The sequence below is a fragment of the Agrobacterium sp. 5Ca39 genome, from assembly GCF_055382365.1.
In genome coordinates, this window is sequence record NZ_AP026437.1 from 2,072,697 (window position 1) to 2,090,847 (window position 18,151).

Genomic DNA, 18,151 nt, shown 5'->3' on the forward strand with positions numbered 1-18,151 from the left:
GACGCCGGGCGGTCGTCACCACCCCAATGATGTTCATCAGCCTTCCGATGATGTCGCGAACGTCGCCACGAGCAGCCGCTTTGAACATCCAAAAAACATCAATGGGTTTGGATTAAATGTTGCAATTACAACATTAATATTGTTGGATTTGCCAATCATGATCAAAACAGGCGCGATAAATGTTGTATCATACAGATTTTCTTTCCAGGTTGGGACAAGGCCTCAAGGACCTCTCGCCAGTATGGGGCGTCTCGCCGGACGCAACCCTGACGCTCCTGACGATCTCCGAGAACGCGACCTTCCGTATCGCTGACGAGACCACTGGAAGCGATCTGATCGTGCGTGTGCATCGCCCTGACTACCATACTGAAGCGGAGATACTGTCCGAGCTCGCATGGATTGATGCGCTACGGCAAGATGGGGTCGTTGTTACGCCGCGGCCAGTCACGGCAAACGACGGCAGCCTCCTTCAAGTCTTCTCGGACGGCGAAACCATGCGCCATGCCGTCGCCTTCGAATATATGGCGGGCAAGGAGCCAGATGCTGAGTCAGACCTCGTCCACTGGTACAGGACACTCGGTGAAATCAATGCGAAACTGCACGCCCACAGCCGCAGATGGACGCGACCGGAGAACTTCGTCCGCAAGACATGGAGCTTCAACCGGATTCTGGGGGACGGTGCCTATTGGGGTGACTGGCGTGACGCCCTCGGACTGACGCTCGGCGGCAAGTCCGTTTTAGAGAGAACGCACAAGCTGCTCGAAGCCCAGACCTCCGCTTACGGCTATGGTGAGGACCGCTTCGGCCTCGTTCATTGCGACATGCGCGCCGCCAACCTTCTGGTCGATAATGGCAGACTGGGAGTGATCGATTTCGATGATTGCGGTCTGTCCTGGTACGCCTACGATTTTGCAGCCTCGATCAGCTTCATGGAACATGAGCCTTTCATCCCCGACCTCAAAGCCGCCTGGCTCGAAGGCTATCGGCGCGTCACCGCTCTTGATGAGCAACATGAGGCGGCCCTGCCGATGTTCATCATGCTTCGCCGCATGCAACTCACCGCGTGGATCGCTTCCCATGCTGAAACGCCGACGGCCCAGTCCATGGGAACAGGCTATACCGATGGTACCGTGGCGCTCGCGGAGCGCTATCTGGCCGAACACCGTTGAGGAGAGCCCGATGAGCGTCGCCACCAAGGAAATTCTAGATCTCAACCGTTTTGATGCAAGCCGTGCCGAGGGCTTCCCGGCTGAACTTGCGCAGCGCGTCGCCAAGCGCCAGGCAACGTTTGGAGCGTCATCCGTGCTCTTTTACGAGCAGCCGATTGAGATGGTGCGTGCACAGGGCGCCTACCTGTATGACGCCGGCGGACGCAGATATCTCGACGTCTACAACAATGTACCGTCGGTCGGCCACTGCCATCCGCGGGTGGTCGAGGCCGTTGCGCGCCAGATTGGCGAACTCAACATCCACACGCGCTACCTCAGCCGCGTCGTCGAGTCCTATAGCGAAGAGCTTCTGTCAAAATTCCCGGCGGCGCTCAGCAATGTGGTTCTGACCTGCACCGGCAGCGAAAGCAATGATCTTGCCATGCGCATCGCCCGCATCGGAACTGGCGCCGAAGGTTTCGTCGTCACCGAAGCAGCCTATCACGGAAATACTGCGCTTGTGACCGAGATTTCCCCCTCGTCCCTGCGCAAGCGCAAGCCCGCACCCTTTGTGGCGGTCATTCCGGCGCCGGCGCCCCGTGACGGCATGAGCGTTGCTGCAAGCTTTGCCGCATCTGTGGAACAGGCGATTAACGAACTCAAATCGCGCGGCATCAAGTTCGCCGCCTTGGTCGTTGATACAATCTTCTCAAGCGACGGTATCTACGCCGATCCTGCCGGCTTTCTCAGGGAGGCGACAGATGTGGTGCACCGTGCTGGCGGCCTGTTGATCGCCGATGAGGTCCAGCCGGGTTTTGGCCGGACGGGAGGCAGTCTTTGGGGCTTCGAGCGCCACGGCGTCACACCCGATATCGTCACGATGGGCAAGCCAATGGGGAACGGTTTCCCGATGGGTGGTGTCGTAACGCGACCTGACTTACTCCAGAGATTTTGCGAGGAAACCGGATACTTCAATACTTTCGGCGGCAATCCCGTGGCGGCCGCCGCTGGCCATGCCGTGCTCAGGGTGATCGAGGAAGAAAATCTGATCGAACGTTCGGCCGCTGTCGGTGGTCATTTCCAGCAATCGCTCCAGGCATTACAAACCCGACATCCGGTCATCGGCGGCGTGCGGGGGGCCGGCCTCTTTATCGGCCTCGATTTTGTCGACCCCGCCACGGGGGAGCCGGACACGGCGTTCGCAACGACAGTGATCAATAAATTGAAACAAAACGGTATCCTGATCGGGGCAGCAGGCAAGTATGGCGCAACGCTGAAGATCCGCCCGCCACTGTGTTTTTCGAATGAGGATGCCGATCTTTTTTCGGCTACGCTGGACAGCATCCTGAACGCGCGTTGAGCCGCCTGAAATCTTTCAGGTACACCGGTTTCAGCCCATCGCGTCGAGCGCTCCGAGCGATTCCGGAAGGGTTTGGCCGCCATCGACAACAATTGACTGACCGGTGATGTAGGCAGCCTCTTCAGATGCGAAGAACAGAGCGGCGTTCGCAATATCCGCCGGCGCGCCAAGACGACGCAACGGAACAGAGGCCGCCATCGCGGCGATATAGTCTGGGCCGTTGTCCTCAAGCCCCTCGGTCATGATATTGCCCGGCATGACCGCATTGATCGTGATGTTCTTCGGCGCCAGTTCGATCGCAGCCGTGCGCATGAAACCGAGCTGGCCCGCCTTGCTCGCCCCATAATGCGACCAGCCGGGATATCCCGTGATCGGGCCGGTAATTGATGAGGTTATGATGATACGGCCTGAACCGGCCTTCGTCATGGCTGGCAATACGGCGGAAACGCTGAGAAAGGTGCTTTTAAGATTGGTCGAAATCACCTGGTCGAAGTCGGCTGCCGTCATTTCGCCCAGCTTAGCCGCCGGAAAGATGCCGGCATTGGCGCAGAGGATCGCGACGCCGCCATAGCGGGTTATGGCTGCATCGACCATCGCCCTGCAGCCCTCCTCTGCGCTCACATCCGCCGCGAATCCCGAGCCATTGGCTCCGATTTCGGATGCCACCCTGTCGGCATCGACCTGGCTGCGCGAGACAACGAGGACGTTCAGGCCGGCCTCCCCGAAACGCAATGCTATGCCCTTGCCAATCCCCCGGCTTGCGCCGGTGACAATGACCGTTTTCCCTTGCAGTGACTTCAACATGTTCCACTCACTTTTTTGTTGTAATTTCCACAAATTCACGTGCCGCCACTGCTTTAATTTGAGGCGTCAGATTAAAACATCGGCACACGACCGGCGCTGCCTGCACAAAACAAATGCACAGTAATATTAGGCCTTTAGGACTCCATTTTTGCAGAAGTTGCGTTCGTCTCCAAGTGCTACCGCTCCAATTACGCTCCGCACCATGAAGCAGAAAATAGATGTTGTAAATCACACATTTTTACGACAAGGTTCCAACATAAGCGATCCACGAGCCACGGAAGCGGCCAAGAAAAAGGGGAACAATTATGATGAAAATCTCCAGACGCAACATGATGCAGATGATGGGTGCGGCCGCTTTTACCGGCCCAATGGCAAGCGCGACCCGCGCTTTTGCGGGTCGCGAAAAAGAGCTCAATATCCTGTGCTGGGAAGGCTACAATTCCGCACAGGTCCTGGATCCCTTCCGATCCAGCCAGTCAGCGACCGTCAAGGCTGAAAGCCTGACCAACGACCCGACCATGATCAACCGCCTGCGCGCGGGCGAGACCAAAATCTGGGACTTGATCAACGTCAACAATCCCTGGGCCCGAAAGGTGATGGGGCCGGCCGGGCTGATAAAGCCGCTGCCGCGCGCCGAGTTCGAGCCCTATTTCGAGACCATGCTCCCCAACTTCAAGGCGCCTTATCGCTGGGCAATGAGCGACGACGGCAAGGACCTGCTCGGCATGGCGCAGCGCTTCGGGCCCTACAGCTTTGTTGTCAACACCGACAAGGTCAGCAAAGCAACGGCGGAGGAACAGGGCTGGGACCTGTTCAACGACGCCTCGATCGCCGGCAAGTACGGCATACAGGAATCCGACGACTGGAACGTCTTCAACATCTTCCTCATCGCCGGAATTGACCCCTTCAGGGAGCACACGGAGGAGGAGTTCAAGGCCTTTGCCGAAACCGCAGAAAAAGTTTTCAAGGGCGCCAAGATGGTCGGGGACATGGCGTCACTCAATCAGGCTCTCGTCTCGGGCGAGATCGACCTTTATATGACCGGTGGCACTTATTCCGTCTCTCCGGCGCGTGCCGACGGCTATACGAACTTGCGCGCCATTACGCCACTCAAGGGCCCGATGGATGGCAAGGGCGGTATTTCCTGGATTGAGATCACCTCGACGGTCAACAATCCCGAACTTTCGCCACTCGCCCTGGAATTTCTGAAATACGTCCAGGATCCGCACGTCGCCCACACCGTCGCCTTTGCTGAAGGCACATTCAACCCGGTCAGCCAGATGGGCAACCCGAAGTGCTACGAACTCTTCACCAAGGACGAGATGGAAGCCATCCAATGGGACAGCCTCGAGGAGGATATGGCGCGTTCGGCGCAATACGACATCGTGCCTGACTATGACAAGGCACTGGAACTGATGACCGCCGCCAGGCGCCTGCGCGGCTGAGCAAAGCCTGTCCCGACGGAGAACAGAACATGAGCCTTGCGATGATCTCGCCCACCCTATCCGACGTCTTGCCGAAAATCGAGGATCCGATCCATCCAACGCCGAAACCGGTGCTGCAACTTGTCGACGTTCGAAAGATTTTCGGCGATTTTGCCGCGGTAGATGGCATAAGTGTCGATATCAGAGAAGGCGAATTCGTCACCATTGTCGGACCCTCCGGGTCCGGCAAGACCACACTTCTGCGCATGCTGGCCGGCATGGAGTCACCATCAGAAGGCTATATCACGCTGCGCGGCGAAACGATCAATAACGTGCCGTCCGACAGGCGTCCGACATGTCTCGTCTTCCAGTCGCTTGCGCTTTTCCCGCACAAGAGCGTCGGCGAGAACATCGAGTTCCCGCTGAAGGTCCGCAAAATGCCGGCCGCCGAACGTAAGGCCCGCGCTCTCGAACTCATGCGCATGGTGCGCCTGCCTGAGAGTTACTATTCCAAGAACGTGATGCGCTGCTCGGGTGGTGAAAAACAGCGCGTGGCGCTCGCCCGCGCGTTTGCTTATGACCCCGACGTCTTGTTTTTCGACGAACCGCTATCGGCGCTCGACTACAAACTGAAGAAAGTTCTGGAAAAGGAGCTCAAGGACCTGCACCGCGAAAGCGGGAAGACCTTTGTCTACATTACCCATTCGCTCGAGGAAGCCATGGTCATGTCTGATCGCGTCGGGGTAATGAGCCGTGGCCGCCTCGTTCAGATTGGCACACCAGAGGAAATCTACACCAAGCCGGCAACGCGCTTCGTCGCGGAATTTTTTGGTGAGGTGAACAGTTTTGAAGTCAGGCGCGACCACCAAGGCGTGTGGACGCTCGCCGACGGCAGGCCGATCACTGTAGCCCCGGTAGCACAAACGATTGGCGAGACGGCAACTGTCATCGTTCGGCCCGAAACCATGCGCTTCGTCACCGGCTCCTCGAGCGCTGACAATCTGATCTCCGGCACGATCTACAACGAATATTCTCTCGGCTCGCGCATGCAGTATCAGATTCATTCCGGCGACCGGATCTATCTGGTCGAGGCCGCACGCGCCGCCGCGACCGGCATCACGTCGGGCGACACGGTCACTATCGGCTGGGACGCCCGCGACGCGATCGTGGTGGGAGACTGATATGGTAACCATGACCCATGCTGAAGCGGCCGGTGAACAAAGGCATTTTCCGTCTATCCCTGCAGGACTGCGCGCGGCCGCTCCTGTCACGATCCTGCTGCTGCTTGGCTTTCTGGCACCGCTTCTTACGGTAGCTGCCTATGCCTTCGCCACGCCCAAGAGCTTCGACGTGTTTCGCTCTTTTACCCTCGCCAACTTCACGGTGATCCTTGATCCTTCCAATACCGTTTGGATGTCGTTTGCCTGGTCGATCGCCTATGCCTTTGCGACAGTCATATTGCTTGCGATGATCGCCTATCCCATCGCCTACGGTCTCAATCGCATGTTCGGCAAATGGTCTGGCCTGGTCGGCGTGCTGTTCGTCTTTCCGCTGTTCGTCTCGGAAAACGTACGCCTCTACGGTTGGGTGCTGTTCTTTATCAAGAACGGGGTGCTCGACGGCGGCCTGAAGTGGCTCGGCTTCTCGGGCGGACCCGAGATACTTTACACACCCGGCGCCATCCTCTTCGGCATGACATATGTTTATCTGCCTTTCATGCTGTTCCCGATGTCGCTTGGCATTGCCATGATCCCCCGGGACCTTGTCGATGCGGCCCGCGACCTTGGGGCTAACAGGCTGACGATCTGGCGCGAGATCGAGCTCCCACTCGCCATGCCCGGTATCCTGATCGGCATGTTGCTCACCTTCGTGCTCGGCGCCGGCGCGATCGCCGAATCCAAGATTCTCGGCGGCCAGTCGGTCATTACCATCGCGCAGGATATCGAGGTTGCTTTCACGTATGCACAGAACTGGCCGCTTGGCTCGGCGCTCGCCCTCCTGCTCGTCGCGATCATCAGCGGGCTTGCCCTCTACGTTCTGTCCAAGCTCGATCTCGACCGCATTCTGGGAAAGAAGTGAGACATGGAAACCCGCTCGCAAATCCGCGCCCGAGCCTTCGTCAAGGTCTGGACATCCATTGTCGTCCTTGCCGTTTACCTTCCTATCCTCTGCGGAGCGATGGCCGGCCTGTCCAGGGGACGCTATTTCGGCTTCCCGATTAACGCTTTTTCGACCGAATGGTGGGGCAAGACCCTTGGCTCGCTCGAGATTCAGGCTCTCGTGCAGAACTCCCTCCTGATCGCTTTCATCGTCACGCTTGTCTCCGTGATATTCGCCTTCTTCGGTGCGCTCGCCTTCGCCCGCTACGACTGGAAGGGGCGCAAGCTTTTCCAGAAGGCGATCCTTCTGCCAGTCTTCTTTCCGCAGCCGGTGCTGGGGCTCGCTCTCCTCCTGTGGTTCAACGCGCTTGGCATCAACCCGAGCTGGCAGACGGCCGTTATTGCGCATCTCGTCTGGATCGTTCCGGTGGTGACGCTCGTCATTGCCATCCAGGTCTATTCCTTTGATCCAACACTGGAAGAGGCTGCGCGTGACCTCGGAGCGGGCCGCTGGTTCATTCTGCGCGAGGTGACCCTGCCTATTCTGTGGCCGGGTATCTGGTCCGGCGCGCTCTTCGCGTTCCTGCTTTCCTGGGGCAATTTTCCGTTGTCGCTTTATACAGCCGGCGTCGACTCTACGATCCCGAAATGGCTCTATTCGAAGATGGTCGCCGGGTATTCGCCAATGGTGCCGGCGCTCGGCACGATGAGCACTGTATCGGCTGCCATATTGTTGCTGGCTGGCGGTCTCGCCATCATGCTGGTTCGCCGTCGTCAGGCGGATACATGAGGACGCCTCGATGAACTGGAAAACCGACCGCCGTTCCTTCTACTATCAGGGCGCTCCGGAGCCCGACGATCCGACGCTTGAAAAGGGCAAGGTGGCGCTTCTCGTCATCGACATGCAGAACACGTATCTCGATCGCCCAGCTCCCGACACGCTATCTGGTGATGATCTTGTCCGCTATCACGCCTGGACGCCGTTTCACGAGCGCATGCATGACACCGTCATCCCCAATACCCGGCGTCTCATGGAACGGTTTCGCGCACTCGGCCTCGACGTGTTTTTCGCGCGAATTGCTTGCCTGCGCACCGATGGCCGGGATCGTTCGCTCAGCCAGAAGAAGCCGGGATGGAACAATCTTTTGCTTCCGAAGGATGAGCAAGCTTCGCAGATACTTTCGCAGGTTGCCCCCCAGGACGGCGAGATCGTTGTCACCAAGACCACAGACAGTGCGCTGACGGGCACGAATCTCAGGCTTTTGCTGACCAATATGGGCATCACCCACGTTGTTTGCTCCGGCATTTTTACCGACCAGTGTGTATCTTCCACCGTCCGCAGCCTCGCTGACGAGAGCTTCGACGTCATCGTCGTCGATGACGCGTGCGCAGCAGGCTCCATGGAACTCCACGTCAGTGAACTGACCAGACTGCACATGATCTATGCCAACGTGATGACCACGGAAGAGTTGATCGGCTATCTGCCGCAGCCAAAGCATGAAACAATCGGGGACGAAAGTCGCCCCGGGCTTGTTCGCCCAGAGTGTTCCTGACACAACTTGGTCGATGAAAGCACTCGAAGCCCTTTATGCCGACAAGAATTCCTCCGTCTCTGCTGCAGTTGAACACGGCGCACTGAGCTGTTCCTCACGCGGCCGAGTTTTGCGCTGGAAAGCCATTGGGAGTGAGGCGCGATGAAAAAACCAAAAAGCGTGCGCCAGTCGCGCATCCTGACTGAACTTAACCAGGCACCGAGCCTGCGCGTTGCTGAACTTGCCCGGCGCCTAGACGTCTCGACAGAGACAATCCGGCGCGATCTGGACGAGATGACCGAACAAGGTCTGCTCAATCGCACTTATGGTGGCGCCGTGCGCTCGCTTTCCACCGAGCCTTCGGTGACCGAGCGCCATGCGCTCTTTGTCGGCGAGCGCGAAAGGATCGCCAAGGCGGCCGTCCAGATACTTAAAGGGGCTCAGGTGCTTATGATCGGCTCGGGCTCGACGACAGTGCACACCGCGCGGCGCGTAGCAGTCGAGATGAAGAACATCACTGTACTCACTCATTCCTTTGGTGTGGCGACCGTGCTTGCCATCAACCCGACAATCAAGGTGGTCATGCTCCCCGGCGACTATCACGCCACCGAGGGCGCGACGGTCGGTGCTTATGCGGTGTCATTCCTCAATTCCTTCTATGCCGATTTCGCCATTCTTGGCGCAAGCGGTCTGGGTCCAGACGGCCCCTCGGACGCCCTCCTGGAGTGTGGCGCGGTCTACAGCGCGATGGTCTCTCGCGCAGCGCGTACCGTCGTGGTCGCCGATCATTCCAAGCACGACCGCCTCTTCCCCGCGCGCTATGCCGCTTGGCGGGACATCACGCACGTCGTTACCGATAAGGCGCTGGGCGAAGATTTGACAGAAAGCCTGGACAACAACGACGTGAAACTGACCATTTGTTGAAAGCTGCCTGAAAATCGGAGGGACCAATGATCAGCGAGACGACCTCAGCAGGCAAAAAACGCGCGCGTGACTTCGGTATTGCCTTCGACGGCACGCCCGGCCCACTCAACGCCATCACCGACATCGCCGGTATCCATGTCGGCTTTTCGACGATCCGTGAAGAGATACCCCGCCCCGGTCGCAAGTTGCCGGTGCGTACCGGCGTGACGGCGATACTGCCGCACGCCGCAGCGGGCGAACCAGTACCGGTATTCGCTGGCATTCATCGTTTCAATGGCAATGGTGAGATGACGGGATCTCACTGGATCGAGGACGGGGGCTACTTTGTCGGGCCTGTCCTGATTACCAACACGCACAGCGTAGGTATCGCCCATCAAAGCGCCGTGCGATGGATGATTGACCGATTTGCATCGACCTACGAGGGAGACGACCACCTATGGATCATGCCCGTGGTGGCAGAAACCTATGACGGCATGCTCAATGACATCAACGGCCAACACGTCGCGGTCGAGCACGTCCTGGAGGCGTTGAACGCTGCCAGAAGCGGTCCGGTCGCTGAGGGCAATGTCGGCGGCGGCACGGGCATGATTGCCTACGGTTTCAAGGGCGGCACGGGCACTGCCTCGCGCCTGATCGCAATTGACGACAAGGAGTTCACCGTCGCGGCGTTGGTGCAGGCCAATCACGGCCAGCGGGACTGGCTGACAATTGGCGGTCTACCCGTTGGCAAACTGCTGCAACAAGAAAACCCGGGGCTGTCCGAACGAGGCTCGATCATCGTTGTGATTGCCACGGACCTGCCACTTGCGCCGCACCAGTTGCGGAAGCTGGCGCGGCGCGGCGCGATAGGCATCGGCCGCAACGGCACAGTCGGCGGCAATAGTTCCGGCGACATTTTTCTCGCTTTTTCGACGGCCAATCCACACCCGATGCGCCATAAGGCCGCGCCGTTGTTGAGCATCGACATGATCAATGACGATGTGCTTGATCCGGTCTATCAGGCCGTGGTGCAGAGCGTGGAAGAGGCGGTGGTCAATGCGATGGTCGCCGCGGAAACAACAGGTGGCACACCCCACGATCGATACCGCATCGAGGCAATAGACGCCAACGCGGTTGCCAGACTTCTGGCTCAGAGTTCACCCCGCTGATCCCATCGCCCCGCTTCCCTCCCGCCCGCTGGAAGCGCAGATGCAGCTTTGAACATGCGGCGACGGATGTTATCGCCTTAACACAGGCTAAGCCAAAACACGCCGGGAAAAACCAAAGCGGTGGAAGCAAACGCCGCGAGCGCTGCCGCATGAGAGATTACCGAAAGGATATCGCTCCCCAACTTCTGATTGCTCCGCAATTTCCTCATCCACAGCACAAGCAGGAAAAGCGATAAGCCGAACAGAGCAAGCAGTACGGATCGAAGGATCGAAACACCGGCCCAGGAGCGCGTATCCCACCCCCAGGCACAGCCGACGAATTGCACAGCATATGATGTGAGAAAGCACAGGGCCCAGGTGATGAAGGGCCCAGCAAGACTGAAGCCTGTTCGGTAGCGCATCTCAGCCTCCCTCCGTTAATGACCGTAGTGTCTGCAGGAAAAGAAACGATATGCCTGTCGCGAAAAGCAAGTGAACATGCCAGAGGGTCCCTATGCGAAGGTCGTTTCGGCGACGGTCCGAGACGTAGCCATTCGACAGACGCCAACACCCGAATGCCACAAGGATCAGGCCGACAAATCCGTGCAAAAGGAGATAAACGTTGACCGCAACCGAAACGCCGTGGATTGCAAGGCTTACCGCCGTATATTCCGCCCGCAGCACCATTGCACCACAGACGATCGCCGCCACGTAGGCAATCGTGCTGATGATCGACATCGTCACAGCCGCTCTCAGATGTCTCGCCAGTGCGCCAAAGATGGCGGCTACAGCGGCGCTCAACAGGAAAACCGTCTGCAGTGGTATCGACTGCGGCCAGACGATCTTTTCGCCACCAGCGGAAATCCAGAGGAAAAGCCCGCCGAAAAGCAATGAGGAAAAAAGCGTCGTATCCGCAATCAGGGCAAGTTTCACCGCCATGACGGACGGAGCATCGGCGCATTCGTAATGAAGCGGAAAACGTTCTTCTCCACGCGCGACGACGGGTCCGCGTTCCTGTCTGGCATCATCGTTCGGCGTCCACGCCAAGAAGAGCAAAGCAATAATGACGAGAGCGAAAACCGCCACCGGATACGCCTTGAGAAGCAATGCGATGAAAAAGGCGGCCGTGGACATGGCGGTCAGCAAGGGAAGAAAGCTTGGCCCTGGCAACACGACGATCTGCAGCGGCGCACCGGTTACGGCATCCGTCCCCATGGTCTCCATTTTCCTGGATCTCACAAAGCCGAGGTACCCTTTACCCGCGGCGAGCGTCGCCGCGATCCGGTTGATCGGAAGGCTGTCCGCTCTAGCAGTCACTTCCGGCTGTGACGCAAAGGCATAGGCCGCTGGCGGGGTCGGCATGGCCCATTCAAGGGTACCGGCATCCCACGGATTGCGCCTGAAGGCGCGCCCGTAGCGAAACAGCAGCGCGAAGTCCAGCACCACCAGCATGAAGCCCGCGGCCATTATGAAGCTGCCAATCGACGAGAGAAGATTGAGCCACTCCCAGGGGGAAGCCTCTGGATAGGAAAAAACACGCCTCGGCATGCCCAGCAGCCCTGTCAGGTGCATCATGAAGAATGTGAGATTGAAGCCGATGAAGATCATCCAGAACGCGGCCCTGGAAAGGTGCTGGACGGGCTGGCGCCCGCTGATATGCGGTACCCAGTAATAAAGCCCGGCGAGCATGGGAAAGAGAAATCCCCCGACCAGGACATAATGAAGATGCGCCACCACAAAATGTGTATCATGTGCCTGCTGATCGAAGGGTACCATGGCCAGCATGACGCCGGTCAGGCCGCCGATGACGAACACGCAGAAAAACCCGAGGATGTGGAGCATGGGAACACTCATCGTCGGCTTGCCGCTTGCGATGGTTCCAAGCCAGGCGAATATCTGGATCGCTGTCGGGATGGTGACAAGCGCGCTCGCGGCAGAAAAAAACGACAGCGCCACATGGGGGATGCCCACCGTGTACATGTGGTGAACCCACAGTCCGAAGGACAGGAAAGCCATGGCGATCAACGCCGCAACGATGATGTTGTAACCGATCAGGCGCGTTCCTGCCAGAACGGGGATAATTGTCGACAGGGCTCCGGCCGCCGGCAGAAAGATGATGTAGACCTCGGGGTGGCCGAACAGCCAAAAGAGGTGTTGCCACAGAAGCGGGCTACCGCCGCGTTGCGGGTCGAAAAACGGGATATCGAAGGCCCGTTCAGCTTCCAGCAATATCGAACCGAGGATCAGCGGCGGAAAACCGATCAGCATCATCGCGGCGACAACGAGCATGTACCAGGCGAAGACCGGCATCCTGTCGAGGGACATGCCGGGTGCACGCAACCTCAGGATCGTCACGATGATTTCGATCGCCGCGCTGATAGCGGAAATCTCCACGAAGGTAATGCCAAGAAGCCAGATGTCGGCATTGATCCCGGGACTGTATTGCGATGACGACAGCGGCGTGTACATGAACCAGCCCCCCGCAGGGGCTGCCCCGCCAATAAGGGCGAAAATCAGCATTCCGCCGCCGAAGAGGTAACACCAGTAGCCATAGGCGGACAGGCGGGGAAAAGCGAGGTCCCTGGCGCCGATGAGCTTCGGCAGGACGTAGATCGAAAGTCCTTCAAAAAAAGGAATTGCGAACAGAAACATCATGATCGTGCCGTGCATCGTGAAGACCTGCGCATATTGCTCGGCATCCATGAAGGCGTTTGATGACGTGGCCAGTTGTGTCCGGATGAGCATGCCCAGGAACCCGCCGATGGCGAAGAAAACAAGCGCGGTCACCATGAAGCGTTTGCCTATGACGGTGTGGTTGACCGCTGCGAGACGCCGAAATCCGGTGCCCGAACTCCAGACCTCATTGAGTTCCCGGTGAAGCCTTAATGACGAGTGTTTCTTCGGTGTGCGCACATCATTCATCAGCGTTGTCCCAAACCCCCGATCACCTTTGAAAACTCGCTCTCCGTGTGAGCAACAACGCGGAAACTCATGCCGGCATGGCCGGTACCGCAATATTCCGCGCAGATGCCGCCGAAGGTGCCGGTCTGATCCGCCCTGAGGGCAATCTTGTTGGAAAGTCCGGGGATGGCGTCGATCTTTCCGCCAAGCCTTGGAACCCAGAAGCTGTGAATGACATCGTCACTGGTGACCTCTACAATGACATCACGGCCCACCGGCATATGCATCACGTCGGAAATGCGAACTTCTCCGGTCGGTGTTTCGTAAGCAAACTCCCATTTCCACATGCGCGAAACCGCATATATGCGAAGCGGATCGCTCCCGGACTGTGGCAGCAGGGATTCTCCTTGCATGAATGAAAAAGCCACCAGGGCCGTCAGGACCGGTATGGGGAACCCGATGCCGCCGCCGACCAGCCAATGGTGCGTTTTCACCCGAGCAAGGGAAGCCGGGCTGAAAAAGACCAACGCCAACAGAACGGCAATCAGCATGAAGATTGCGCAGGCGCCGCCCAACATTATCCACCACAGCAGCGCGACCTTGCGACTGGCCGGGCCTGCCGGCGCCAGTGTCGAGAGGTCACCGGAGCAAGCGGAAACCAGCAAAAGCAGAGGAATGAGCGCTATCAAACGGAACCCCGCGCTTCTCCCGCGGGTTAGCGGTCGAAAAGGAACTATCAGATGGAAAAAAGCGACGCACCCAACCCGGTCATCTCCAAGGTGGAGGAGAAGACGACCGACTCCGCAATCGCCGTTGCCGGCCATCCACTGCACGCAATGACCGTTCATTTCCCTATTGCCCTTGTCATCACGACATTGGCTTGCGACCTCCTTTACTGGTGGTCCGCAGACGAGTTCTGGGTTCGCGCCGGTGTCTGGGCATCGGGAGGCGCTTTTTTCAGCGGCGTCGCAGCCGGCATCATCGGCACGGCGGAACTGCTTCTTGTCGCGGGAATTCGCGCCCGGGTTGCCAGCTGGGCGCACGGTGTGGCCGCAATAGCGCTGATCTCCGTGGCAGGCGCCAATTGGGGAGGGCGGACATTCGGCATGATCGAGATTTTGCCGCATGGACTCGGCCTGTCCCTCCTTGCTTCGGTCCTTACTGCGCTCGCGGGCTGGCACGGCGGAAAGCTGATATTCGATCACGGCATCGGCCTCATGGTGTCTCCCAAGGAATGAGGGGGGCGATGTTACGCTTTAGTGCCCCAGGCTCATGGAACCAGTCAGGCAGCAGTGCGGGTATCTCCGGTTTTGCGAGCGCCAGATAGACGATGCCAAGGGCTATGATGCTGGTGAACGCCGTGACGACAATGAAACGCCACACAGGATAGATCTCGCCGTCGTTAAAGAGACGGAGAATGACCAAGCCCGTAAGCACGTGTAGAAACACAAGAATAGCCACAAGGGCGAGCTTTGCGCTGAACCATGATAAATACGTGGATTGCAGGAAAATAAGCGTGGTTCCGGACGCGATCGCAAAAAAAGCGGCTGGCGACAATACCTTTACATAGGAAAACCGCACGATCTTTTGCAGGCGGAAACGATCGTCATCGTTTTGGACATGCACACGTTGCACGTAGAGACCGGGAAGACTGACAAGGCCTGCGATCCAGACAGAGATCGCTAAAAAATGGACAAACTTGAAGAGCGCGATCATTCCACCCCCCGCCATGCAGTCATGTGCAGCATGGTCCGGACGGAGGAAAGCGCAACGACGAGATAGGGGACAAGACCTAATGTCCACATGATCAGGCCCGAAAGCTGCTGATCTTCGAGCGCTGTCATCCCATAAGACTCGGTCGTGAGCAGATGCTCTGCAAAAAGCGGATAAGGAGCAAATGTAAGGATGGCTGCGAGGAAGCCCATCTGCGCCATCGTTGCAAGTGCGAGCGCAATTCTCCTTCCCGGTCCGGCAGAGACGAGCATCGTCCTCCATAGCCAGACAGCGGTTACAATCAAGGCGAGCTGCATGCCCCAGTAAGCAAGGGAGTTTGAAAGCGCGAATGAATAACCCGGCGGCAGATGCCAGGCCCAATAGACGATGGTATGCGCGAGAAACGGAATTTCCGGAAGGGCTGGGAGCCGCGAGGGTAAGCGCGGCAGGCGTCCTTCAAGGTTTAGCGCAAGCACTGGCGCAAGAACGGCAATCAATATGAAATGATGGAAAACCCGTGCGGAGAAAAGGGCCGTCGTCAGCGCACAAAGCGGCGATACGAACGCAACGACAAGAATGCAGATTATGGCGGCACGCTGCAAGAAGGACCCCTGTCGGGTCGCTATCCCAAACAGCAGAACGGTTGCGAGCGCTATCATTGCGATGAGAACCGGATCGAGGTTCCATGCATATGCAAGGTCGGTGAAATCAGGTGCTGGTCCGCAGTACGGAACAGTTGTTTCGCTCAAAGTCTCGAGCCCCCATGTCAATTCTACCCCTCACCCAACTCCGCTTGGGGAGATGCGTTCCCCTCTTTGCTCACGATCGGGACAACAACCCGTGATCGATGTGAAGGAACGATGAGGCACGCCCGTGGTTCACCATCAGCCGGGACGCGAGGAAGGAGGAAACAATGCCAATCGTTACGGGACTTTTTGAAGACGAAGAAGGCGCCAAGCGCGCCGTCCAATATCTGGAGAACATCGGCGTGGATCGCCGCATCATTAAGGTCAAAACCTACGATCAGGGATCGGAGGAAAACGCCGGCCATACCCCTGAAAATGTTGACAAAGGCGGAATTGAGCAGGGCTTGATTGTCCGCGCCGACGTTTCACATAAGCATCTGGTGAGGGCGTCGGAAGCCTTCCTCAATCTGGCAAGGAAGAAACAGCCGTGATGGGGAACTCATTTTGTCCCATCTTTACCGGAACGTCGCCGCCGCAAGTTTCGGAAGCATGAACCGGAAGGCGATGCTGCGGGCGCCCTGAAACAAGAGAAGCGAAATCCACAGGCCGTCATTGCCATAAAGCGGCTGCAGGACCGCCCAGGCGGCGAAATAGATGATCAGGGATGCCACCATGAGGTTGCGCATTTGCCGAGACCAGGTGGACCCGATATAGACGCCGTCCATCTGAAACGCGATGATGCCGACAACAGGCAAAACCACCACGTAAATCAGGTAGGTATCGGCCAGTCTCGCAACGGCGTCGGAGGGCGCCGTCAGCGCAATCACCCAATCCCCCGCAGCCAGGAAGGCCAAGGAAACCAGCGCTGCAAAAATCAGGCCCCAGAATGTCGTCAGCTTGATCGTGCGGTCAAAGGCCGGCCGATAACGTGCACCGACAGCGCGGCCGGCAAGCTGTTCCGCCGCCGTAGCAACACCGTCAAGGAAGGCGACCCCGAAGAAATAAAAACGCAGCAGAATGGTGTTGGCGGCAAGCACGTCGATCCCGAGGAAGCCGCTCTGGCGTGTGAAGAAGGACAGGCCGATCAGCAATGCGAACGAGCGGATCATCATGTCGCCGTTGACCGCAAAGGATCGTCTGATAGCCGGTATATCAGGAAGCCGCCAGGAGGAGCGATCGGTCTTGGCCAGGATCAAAGCTGCGCCTGCCACAGCGGTCACGGCTTCTGCAACCAAAGTGGCGATCGCAACACCTTCCACTCCCCAGCCGAGCCCTATGACCCAATGAACGCTGAGGGCGGCATTCAGGCCATTCAGCAGCGTCTGGAGGATCATGCTCCACATGGCCTCACCGCGACCAATGAGCCAGCCGAAGGCGACAAAATTGAAGAGAACGAAGGGGGCCGACCAGATTCGCCAGTGGAAATAGGTCGAGGCGGCTTCAGCGACAATCCCGTTCGCGCCCATGACGCTCATGCCAAGCGCACCGATCGGGCCCTGGAGCAGCAGCAACAACAGACCGGCCACCAGTGCGATGATAAGGCCGCTCAGCAACATGCGCTGTTCACCTACCCGGTCGCCGGCACCCATTGCCTGTGCCGTAAAGCCGGTGGTGGCACCGCGCAGAAAATTGAATGTCACGAAGATGACATCGAAGATAACCGAGGCCAGCGCCACCCCGCCCACCAGCGCCTCGTTTCGCATATGCGCGATGACGCCCGTCGCCACAAGACCCACAAGCGGGGTCGACAGATAGGCGATCATCATTGGTATCGCGATTTTGAGGACATCGCGATGCGCGACGCCGAACGGGCGGACAGCTGCCTCGGTCCCCGTGATTGCCGTTGCCTTCACTTATTCTTTCCGATGTGGTTCACCCAACGTATGCATCAGCCGGTTCGCCCAGCCGAAGATGGCGATGGAATGGATGAGATCGAGAATTTCAAGATCATCCAGACCGATTTCCCGCAAGTGATAAAATTGGTAGACCCCCACATTGTCTGGATGGGCGGTCAGATCGACACCGAAATTGAACAGCGCCTGCTCGAAATCAGGAAGGTCCGCATCCAGCCCGTTCTTGTATATTTCGTCCACGACCTCGGGCCGTTTCTCCAGCTGGATATAACGGTTGGCGTGAACAGCGGCGCAGTAAATGCAGTGATTGACGAAGGATGCCGCCAGCGCGCCGATCTCGCGCCCACCGCGTGACAATCCGCCTTCACTATACATGATATCGTTGAAGAGCGGGGTGCGCTCGTTCAGCGCCTCCGCCTCGTTAGCGAGCACGAGGACATAGGCCGATACCTTGGTATTGGAAGGGGTGACCTTCAGGGCCGACAATTGCTCGGGGGTCGCGTTTGCAAGGTCCACAGGCTGGACGTAAGGATGCCAGTCAAGTGCATCGAGGGTGAATTCATGGACGGGCTGTGACATA

Annotated in this window: 18 protein-coding genes; 11 read left to right on the forward strand and 7 right to left on the reverse strand. The window is 58.2% G+C overall.

Annotated features, from left to right (window positions below):
- Window positions 1–179: 179 nt before the first annotated feature.
- Window positions 180–1,169, forward strand: a complete 990-nt coding sequence (locus tag ACZ47E_RS23225; RefSeq protein ID WP_022563141.1) for a phosphotransferase enzyme family protein — start codon at window positions 180–182, stop codon at window positions 1,167–1,169.
- A gap of 10 nt (window positions 1,170–1,179) precedes the next feature.
- Complete coding sequence (locus ACZ47E_RS23230; protein ID WP_022563142.1) at window positions 1,180–2,508, forward strand: aspartate aminotransferase family protein; 1,329 nt, start codon at window positions 1,180–1,182, stop codon at window positions 2,506–2,508.
- Between the two features lie 30 nt (window positions 2,509–2,538).
- Here ACZ47E_RS23230 and fabG read toward each other — a convergent pair whose 3' ends face one another.
- Complete coding sequence (gene fabG / locus ACZ47E_RS23235) at window positions 2,539–3,312, reverse strand: 3-oxoacyl-ACP reductase FabG (RefSeq protein WP_022563143.1); 774 nt, start codon at window positions 3,310–3,312, stop codon at window positions 2,539–2,541.
- Between the two features lie 305 nt (window positions 3,313–3,617).
- Here fabG and ACZ47E_RS23240 point away from each other — a divergent pair, with 305 nt between their 5' ends.
- The 7 genes from ACZ47E_RS23240 (at window position 3,618) to ACZ47E_RS23270 (ending at window position 10,439) form a co-directional block, all read left to right on the forward strand.
- On the forward strand, window positions 3,618–4,757 hold the full coding sequence (locus tag ACZ47E_RS23240) for an ABC transporter substrate-binding protein (RefSeq protein WP_022563144.1): 1,140 nt from the start codon (window positions 3,618–3,620) through the stop codon (window positions 4,755–4,757).
- 29 nt (window positions 4,758–4,786) lie between these two features.
- Entirely contained in the window at window positions 4,787–5,917 is a 1,131-nt protein-coding gene (locus ACZ47E_RS23245) for an ABC transporter ATP-binding protein (protein ID WP_004445970.1), read from the forward strand.
- Between the two features lies 1 nt (window position 5,918).
- Window positions 5,919–6,815: an ABC transporter permease gene (locus ACZ47E_RS23250; RefSeq protein WP_022563145.1), complete on the forward strand. Its 897-nt coding sequence runs from the start codon at window positions 5,919–5,921 to the stop codon at window positions 6,813–6,815.
- 3 nt (window positions 6,816–6,818) lie between these two features.
- On the forward strand, window positions 6,819–7,625 hold the full coding sequence (locus tag ACZ47E_RS23255; protein WP_022563146.1) for an ABC transporter permease: 807 nt from the start codon (window positions 6,819–6,821) through the stop codon (window positions 7,623–7,625).
- A gap of 10 nt (window positions 7,626–7,635) precedes the next feature.
- On the forward strand, window positions 7,636–8,388 hold the full coding sequence (locus tag ACZ47E_RS23260; protein WP_022563147.1) for a cysteine hydrolase family protein: 753 nt from the start codon (window positions 7,636–7,638) through the stop codon (window positions 8,386–8,388).
- 141 nt (window positions 8,389–8,529) lie between these two features.
- Complete coding sequence (locus ACZ47E_RS23265; RefSeq protein WP_004445980.1) at window positions 8,530–9,291, forward strand: DeoR/GlpR family DNA-binding transcription regulator; 762 nt, start codon at window positions 8,530–8,532, stop codon at window positions 9,289–9,291.
- 26 nt (window positions 9,292–9,317) lie between these two features.
- The gene (locus tag ACZ47E_RS23270; RefSeq protein ID WP_022563149.1) at window positions 9,318–10,439 is read left to right on the forward strand and encodes a DmpA family aminopeptidase; all 1,122 of its coding nucleotides are present in this window, start codon (window positions 9,318–9,320) and stop codon (window positions 10,437–10,439) included.
- Window positions 10,440–10,841: 402 nt separating this feature from the next.
- On the opposite strand, the gene ctaD is transcribed toward ACZ47E_RS23270, so the two are convergent.
- Window positions 10,842–13,340, reverse strand: a complete 2,499-nt coding sequence (gene ctaD / locus ACZ47E_RS23275) for a cytochrome c oxidase subunit I (protein WP_022563151.1) — start codon at window positions 13,338–13,340, stop codon at window positions 10,842–10,844.
- Window positions 13,340–14,008 carry a cytochrome c oxidase subunit II gene (coxB, locus tag ACZ47E_RS23280; protein WP_022563152.1) on the reverse strand — a complete coding sequence of 223 codons (669 nt, stop codon included), beginning with the start codon at window positions 14,006–14,008 and terminating at the stop codon, window positions 13,340–13,342. The genes ctaD and coxB overlap by 1 nt, the downstream gene beginning before the upstream one ends.
- A 51-nt stretch (window positions 14,009–14,059) precedes the next feature.
- Between coxB and ACZ47E_RS23285 the strand changes: the two genes are divergently transcribed.
- Window positions 14,060–14,557, forward strand: coding sequence for a DUF2231 domain-containing protein (locus ACZ47E_RS23285; protein WP_004445991.1), 498 nt, complete (start codon window positions 14,060–14,062; stop codon window positions 14,555–14,557).
- Here ACZ47E_RS23285 and ACZ47E_RS23290 read toward each other — a convergent pair.
- Together ACZ47E_RS23290 and ACZ47E_RS23295 are read right to left on the reverse strand one after the other, a co-directional pair.
- Entirely contained in the window at window positions 14,535–15,035 is a 501-nt protein-coding gene (locus tag ACZ47E_RS23290; RefSeq protein ID WP_022563153.1) for a CopD family protein, read from the reverse strand. The genes ACZ47E_RS23285 and ACZ47E_RS23290 overlap by 23 nt on opposite strands.
- Complete coding sequence (locus tag ACZ47E_RS23295) at window positions 15,032–15,634, reverse strand: cytochrome c oxidase assembly protein (RefSeq protein ID WP_278067642.1); 603 nt, start codon at window positions 15,632–15,634, stop codon at window positions 15,032–15,034. The genes ACZ47E_RS23290 and ACZ47E_RS23295 overlap by 4 nt, the downstream gene beginning before the upstream one ends.
- A 311-nt stretch (window positions 15,635–15,945) precedes the next feature.
- On the opposite strand from ACZ47E_RS23295, the gene ACZ47E_RS23300 reads away from it, so the two are divergent.
- Complete coding sequence (locus tag ACZ47E_RS23300; RefSeq protein ID WP_022563155.1) at window positions 15,946–16,209, forward strand: hypothetical protein; 264 nt, start codon at window positions 15,946–15,948, stop codon at window positions 16,207–16,209.
- 24 nt (window positions 16,210–16,233) lie between these two features.
- On the opposite strand, the gene ACZ47E_RS23305 is transcribed toward ACZ47E_RS23300, so the two are convergent.
- Window positions 16,234–17,571 (reverse strand): MATE family efflux transporter, encoded by a 1,338-nt coding sequence (locus ACZ47E_RS23305; protein ID WP_006697836.1) that lies wholly within the window; start codon window positions 17,569–17,571, stop codon window positions 16,234–16,236.
- A complete protein-coding gene (locus ACZ47E_RS23310) occupies window positions 17,572–18,150 on the reverse strand; it encodes a peroxidase-related enzyme (protein ID WP_004445999.1) in 579 nt (192 codons plus the stop codon).
- Window position 18,151 lies beyond the last annotated feature (1 nt).

Excerpts from the sequence above, each read along its gene's own strand:
- ACZ47E_RS23300 (WP_022563155.1), top strand. The coding sequence starts at position 15,946 with ATGCCAATCGTTACGGGACTTTTTGAAGACGAAGAAGGCGCCAAGCGC.
- ACZ47E_RS23240 (WP_022563144.1), top strand. The coding sequence starts at position 3,618 with ATGATGAAAATCTCCAGACGCAACATGATGCAGATGATGGGTGCGGCC.
- ACZ47E_RS23225 (WP_022563141.1), top strand. The coding sequence starts at position 180 with ATGTTGTATCATACAGATTTTCTTTCCAGGTTGGGACAAGGCCTCAAG.
- fabG (WP_022563143.1), bottom strand. The coding sequence starts at position 3,312 with ATGTTGAAGTCACTGCAAGGGAAAACGGTCATTGTCACCGGCGCAAGC.
- ACZ47E_RS23265 (WP_004445980.1), top strand. The coding sequence starts at position 8,530 with ATGAAAAAACCAAAAAGCGTGCGCCAGTCGCGCATCCTGACTGAACTT.
- ACZ47E_RS23255 (WP_022563146.1), top strand. The coding sequence starts at position 6,819 with ATGGAAACCCGCTCGCAAATCCGCGCCCGAGCCTTCGTCAAGGTCTGG.
- ACZ47E_RS23245 (WP_004445970.1), top strand. The coding sequence starts at position 4,787 with ATGAGCCTTGCGATGATCTCGCCCACCCTATCCGACGTCTTGCCGAAA.
- ACZ47E_RS23285 (WP_004445991.1), top strand. The coding sequence starts at position 14,060 with ATGGAAAAAAGCGACGCACCCAACCCGGTCATCTCCAAGGTGGAGGAG.
- ctaD (WP_022563151.1), bottom strand. The coding sequence starts at position 13,340 with ATGAATGATGTGCGCACACCGAAGAAACACTCGTCATTAAGGCTTCAC.
- ACZ47E_RS23270 (WP_022563149.1), top strand. The coding sequence starts at position 9,318 with ATGATCAGCGAGACGACCTCAGCAGGCAAAAAACGCGCGCGTGACTTC.
- ACZ47E_RS23260 (WP_022563147.1), top strand. The coding sequence starts at position 7,636 with ATGAACTGGAAAACCGACCGCCGTTCCTTCTACTATCAGGGCGCTCCG.
- ACZ47E_RS23310 (WP_004445999.1), bottom strand. The coding sequence starts at position 18,150 with ATGTCACAGCCCGTCCATGAATTCACCCTCGATGCACTTGACTGGCAT.
- ACZ47E_RS23230 (WP_022563142.1), top strand. The coding sequence starts at position 1,180 with ATGAGCGTCGCCACCAAGGAAATTCTAGATCTCAACCGTTTTGATGCA.
- ACZ47E_RS23290 (WP_022563153.1), bottom strand. The coding sequence starts at position 15,035 with ATGATCGCGCTCTTCAAGTTTGTCCATTTTTTAGCGATCTCTGTCTGG.
- ACZ47E_RS23250 (WP_022563145.1), top strand. The coding sequence starts at position 5,919 with ATGGTAACCATGACCCATGCTGAAGCGGCCGGTGAACAAAGGCATTTT.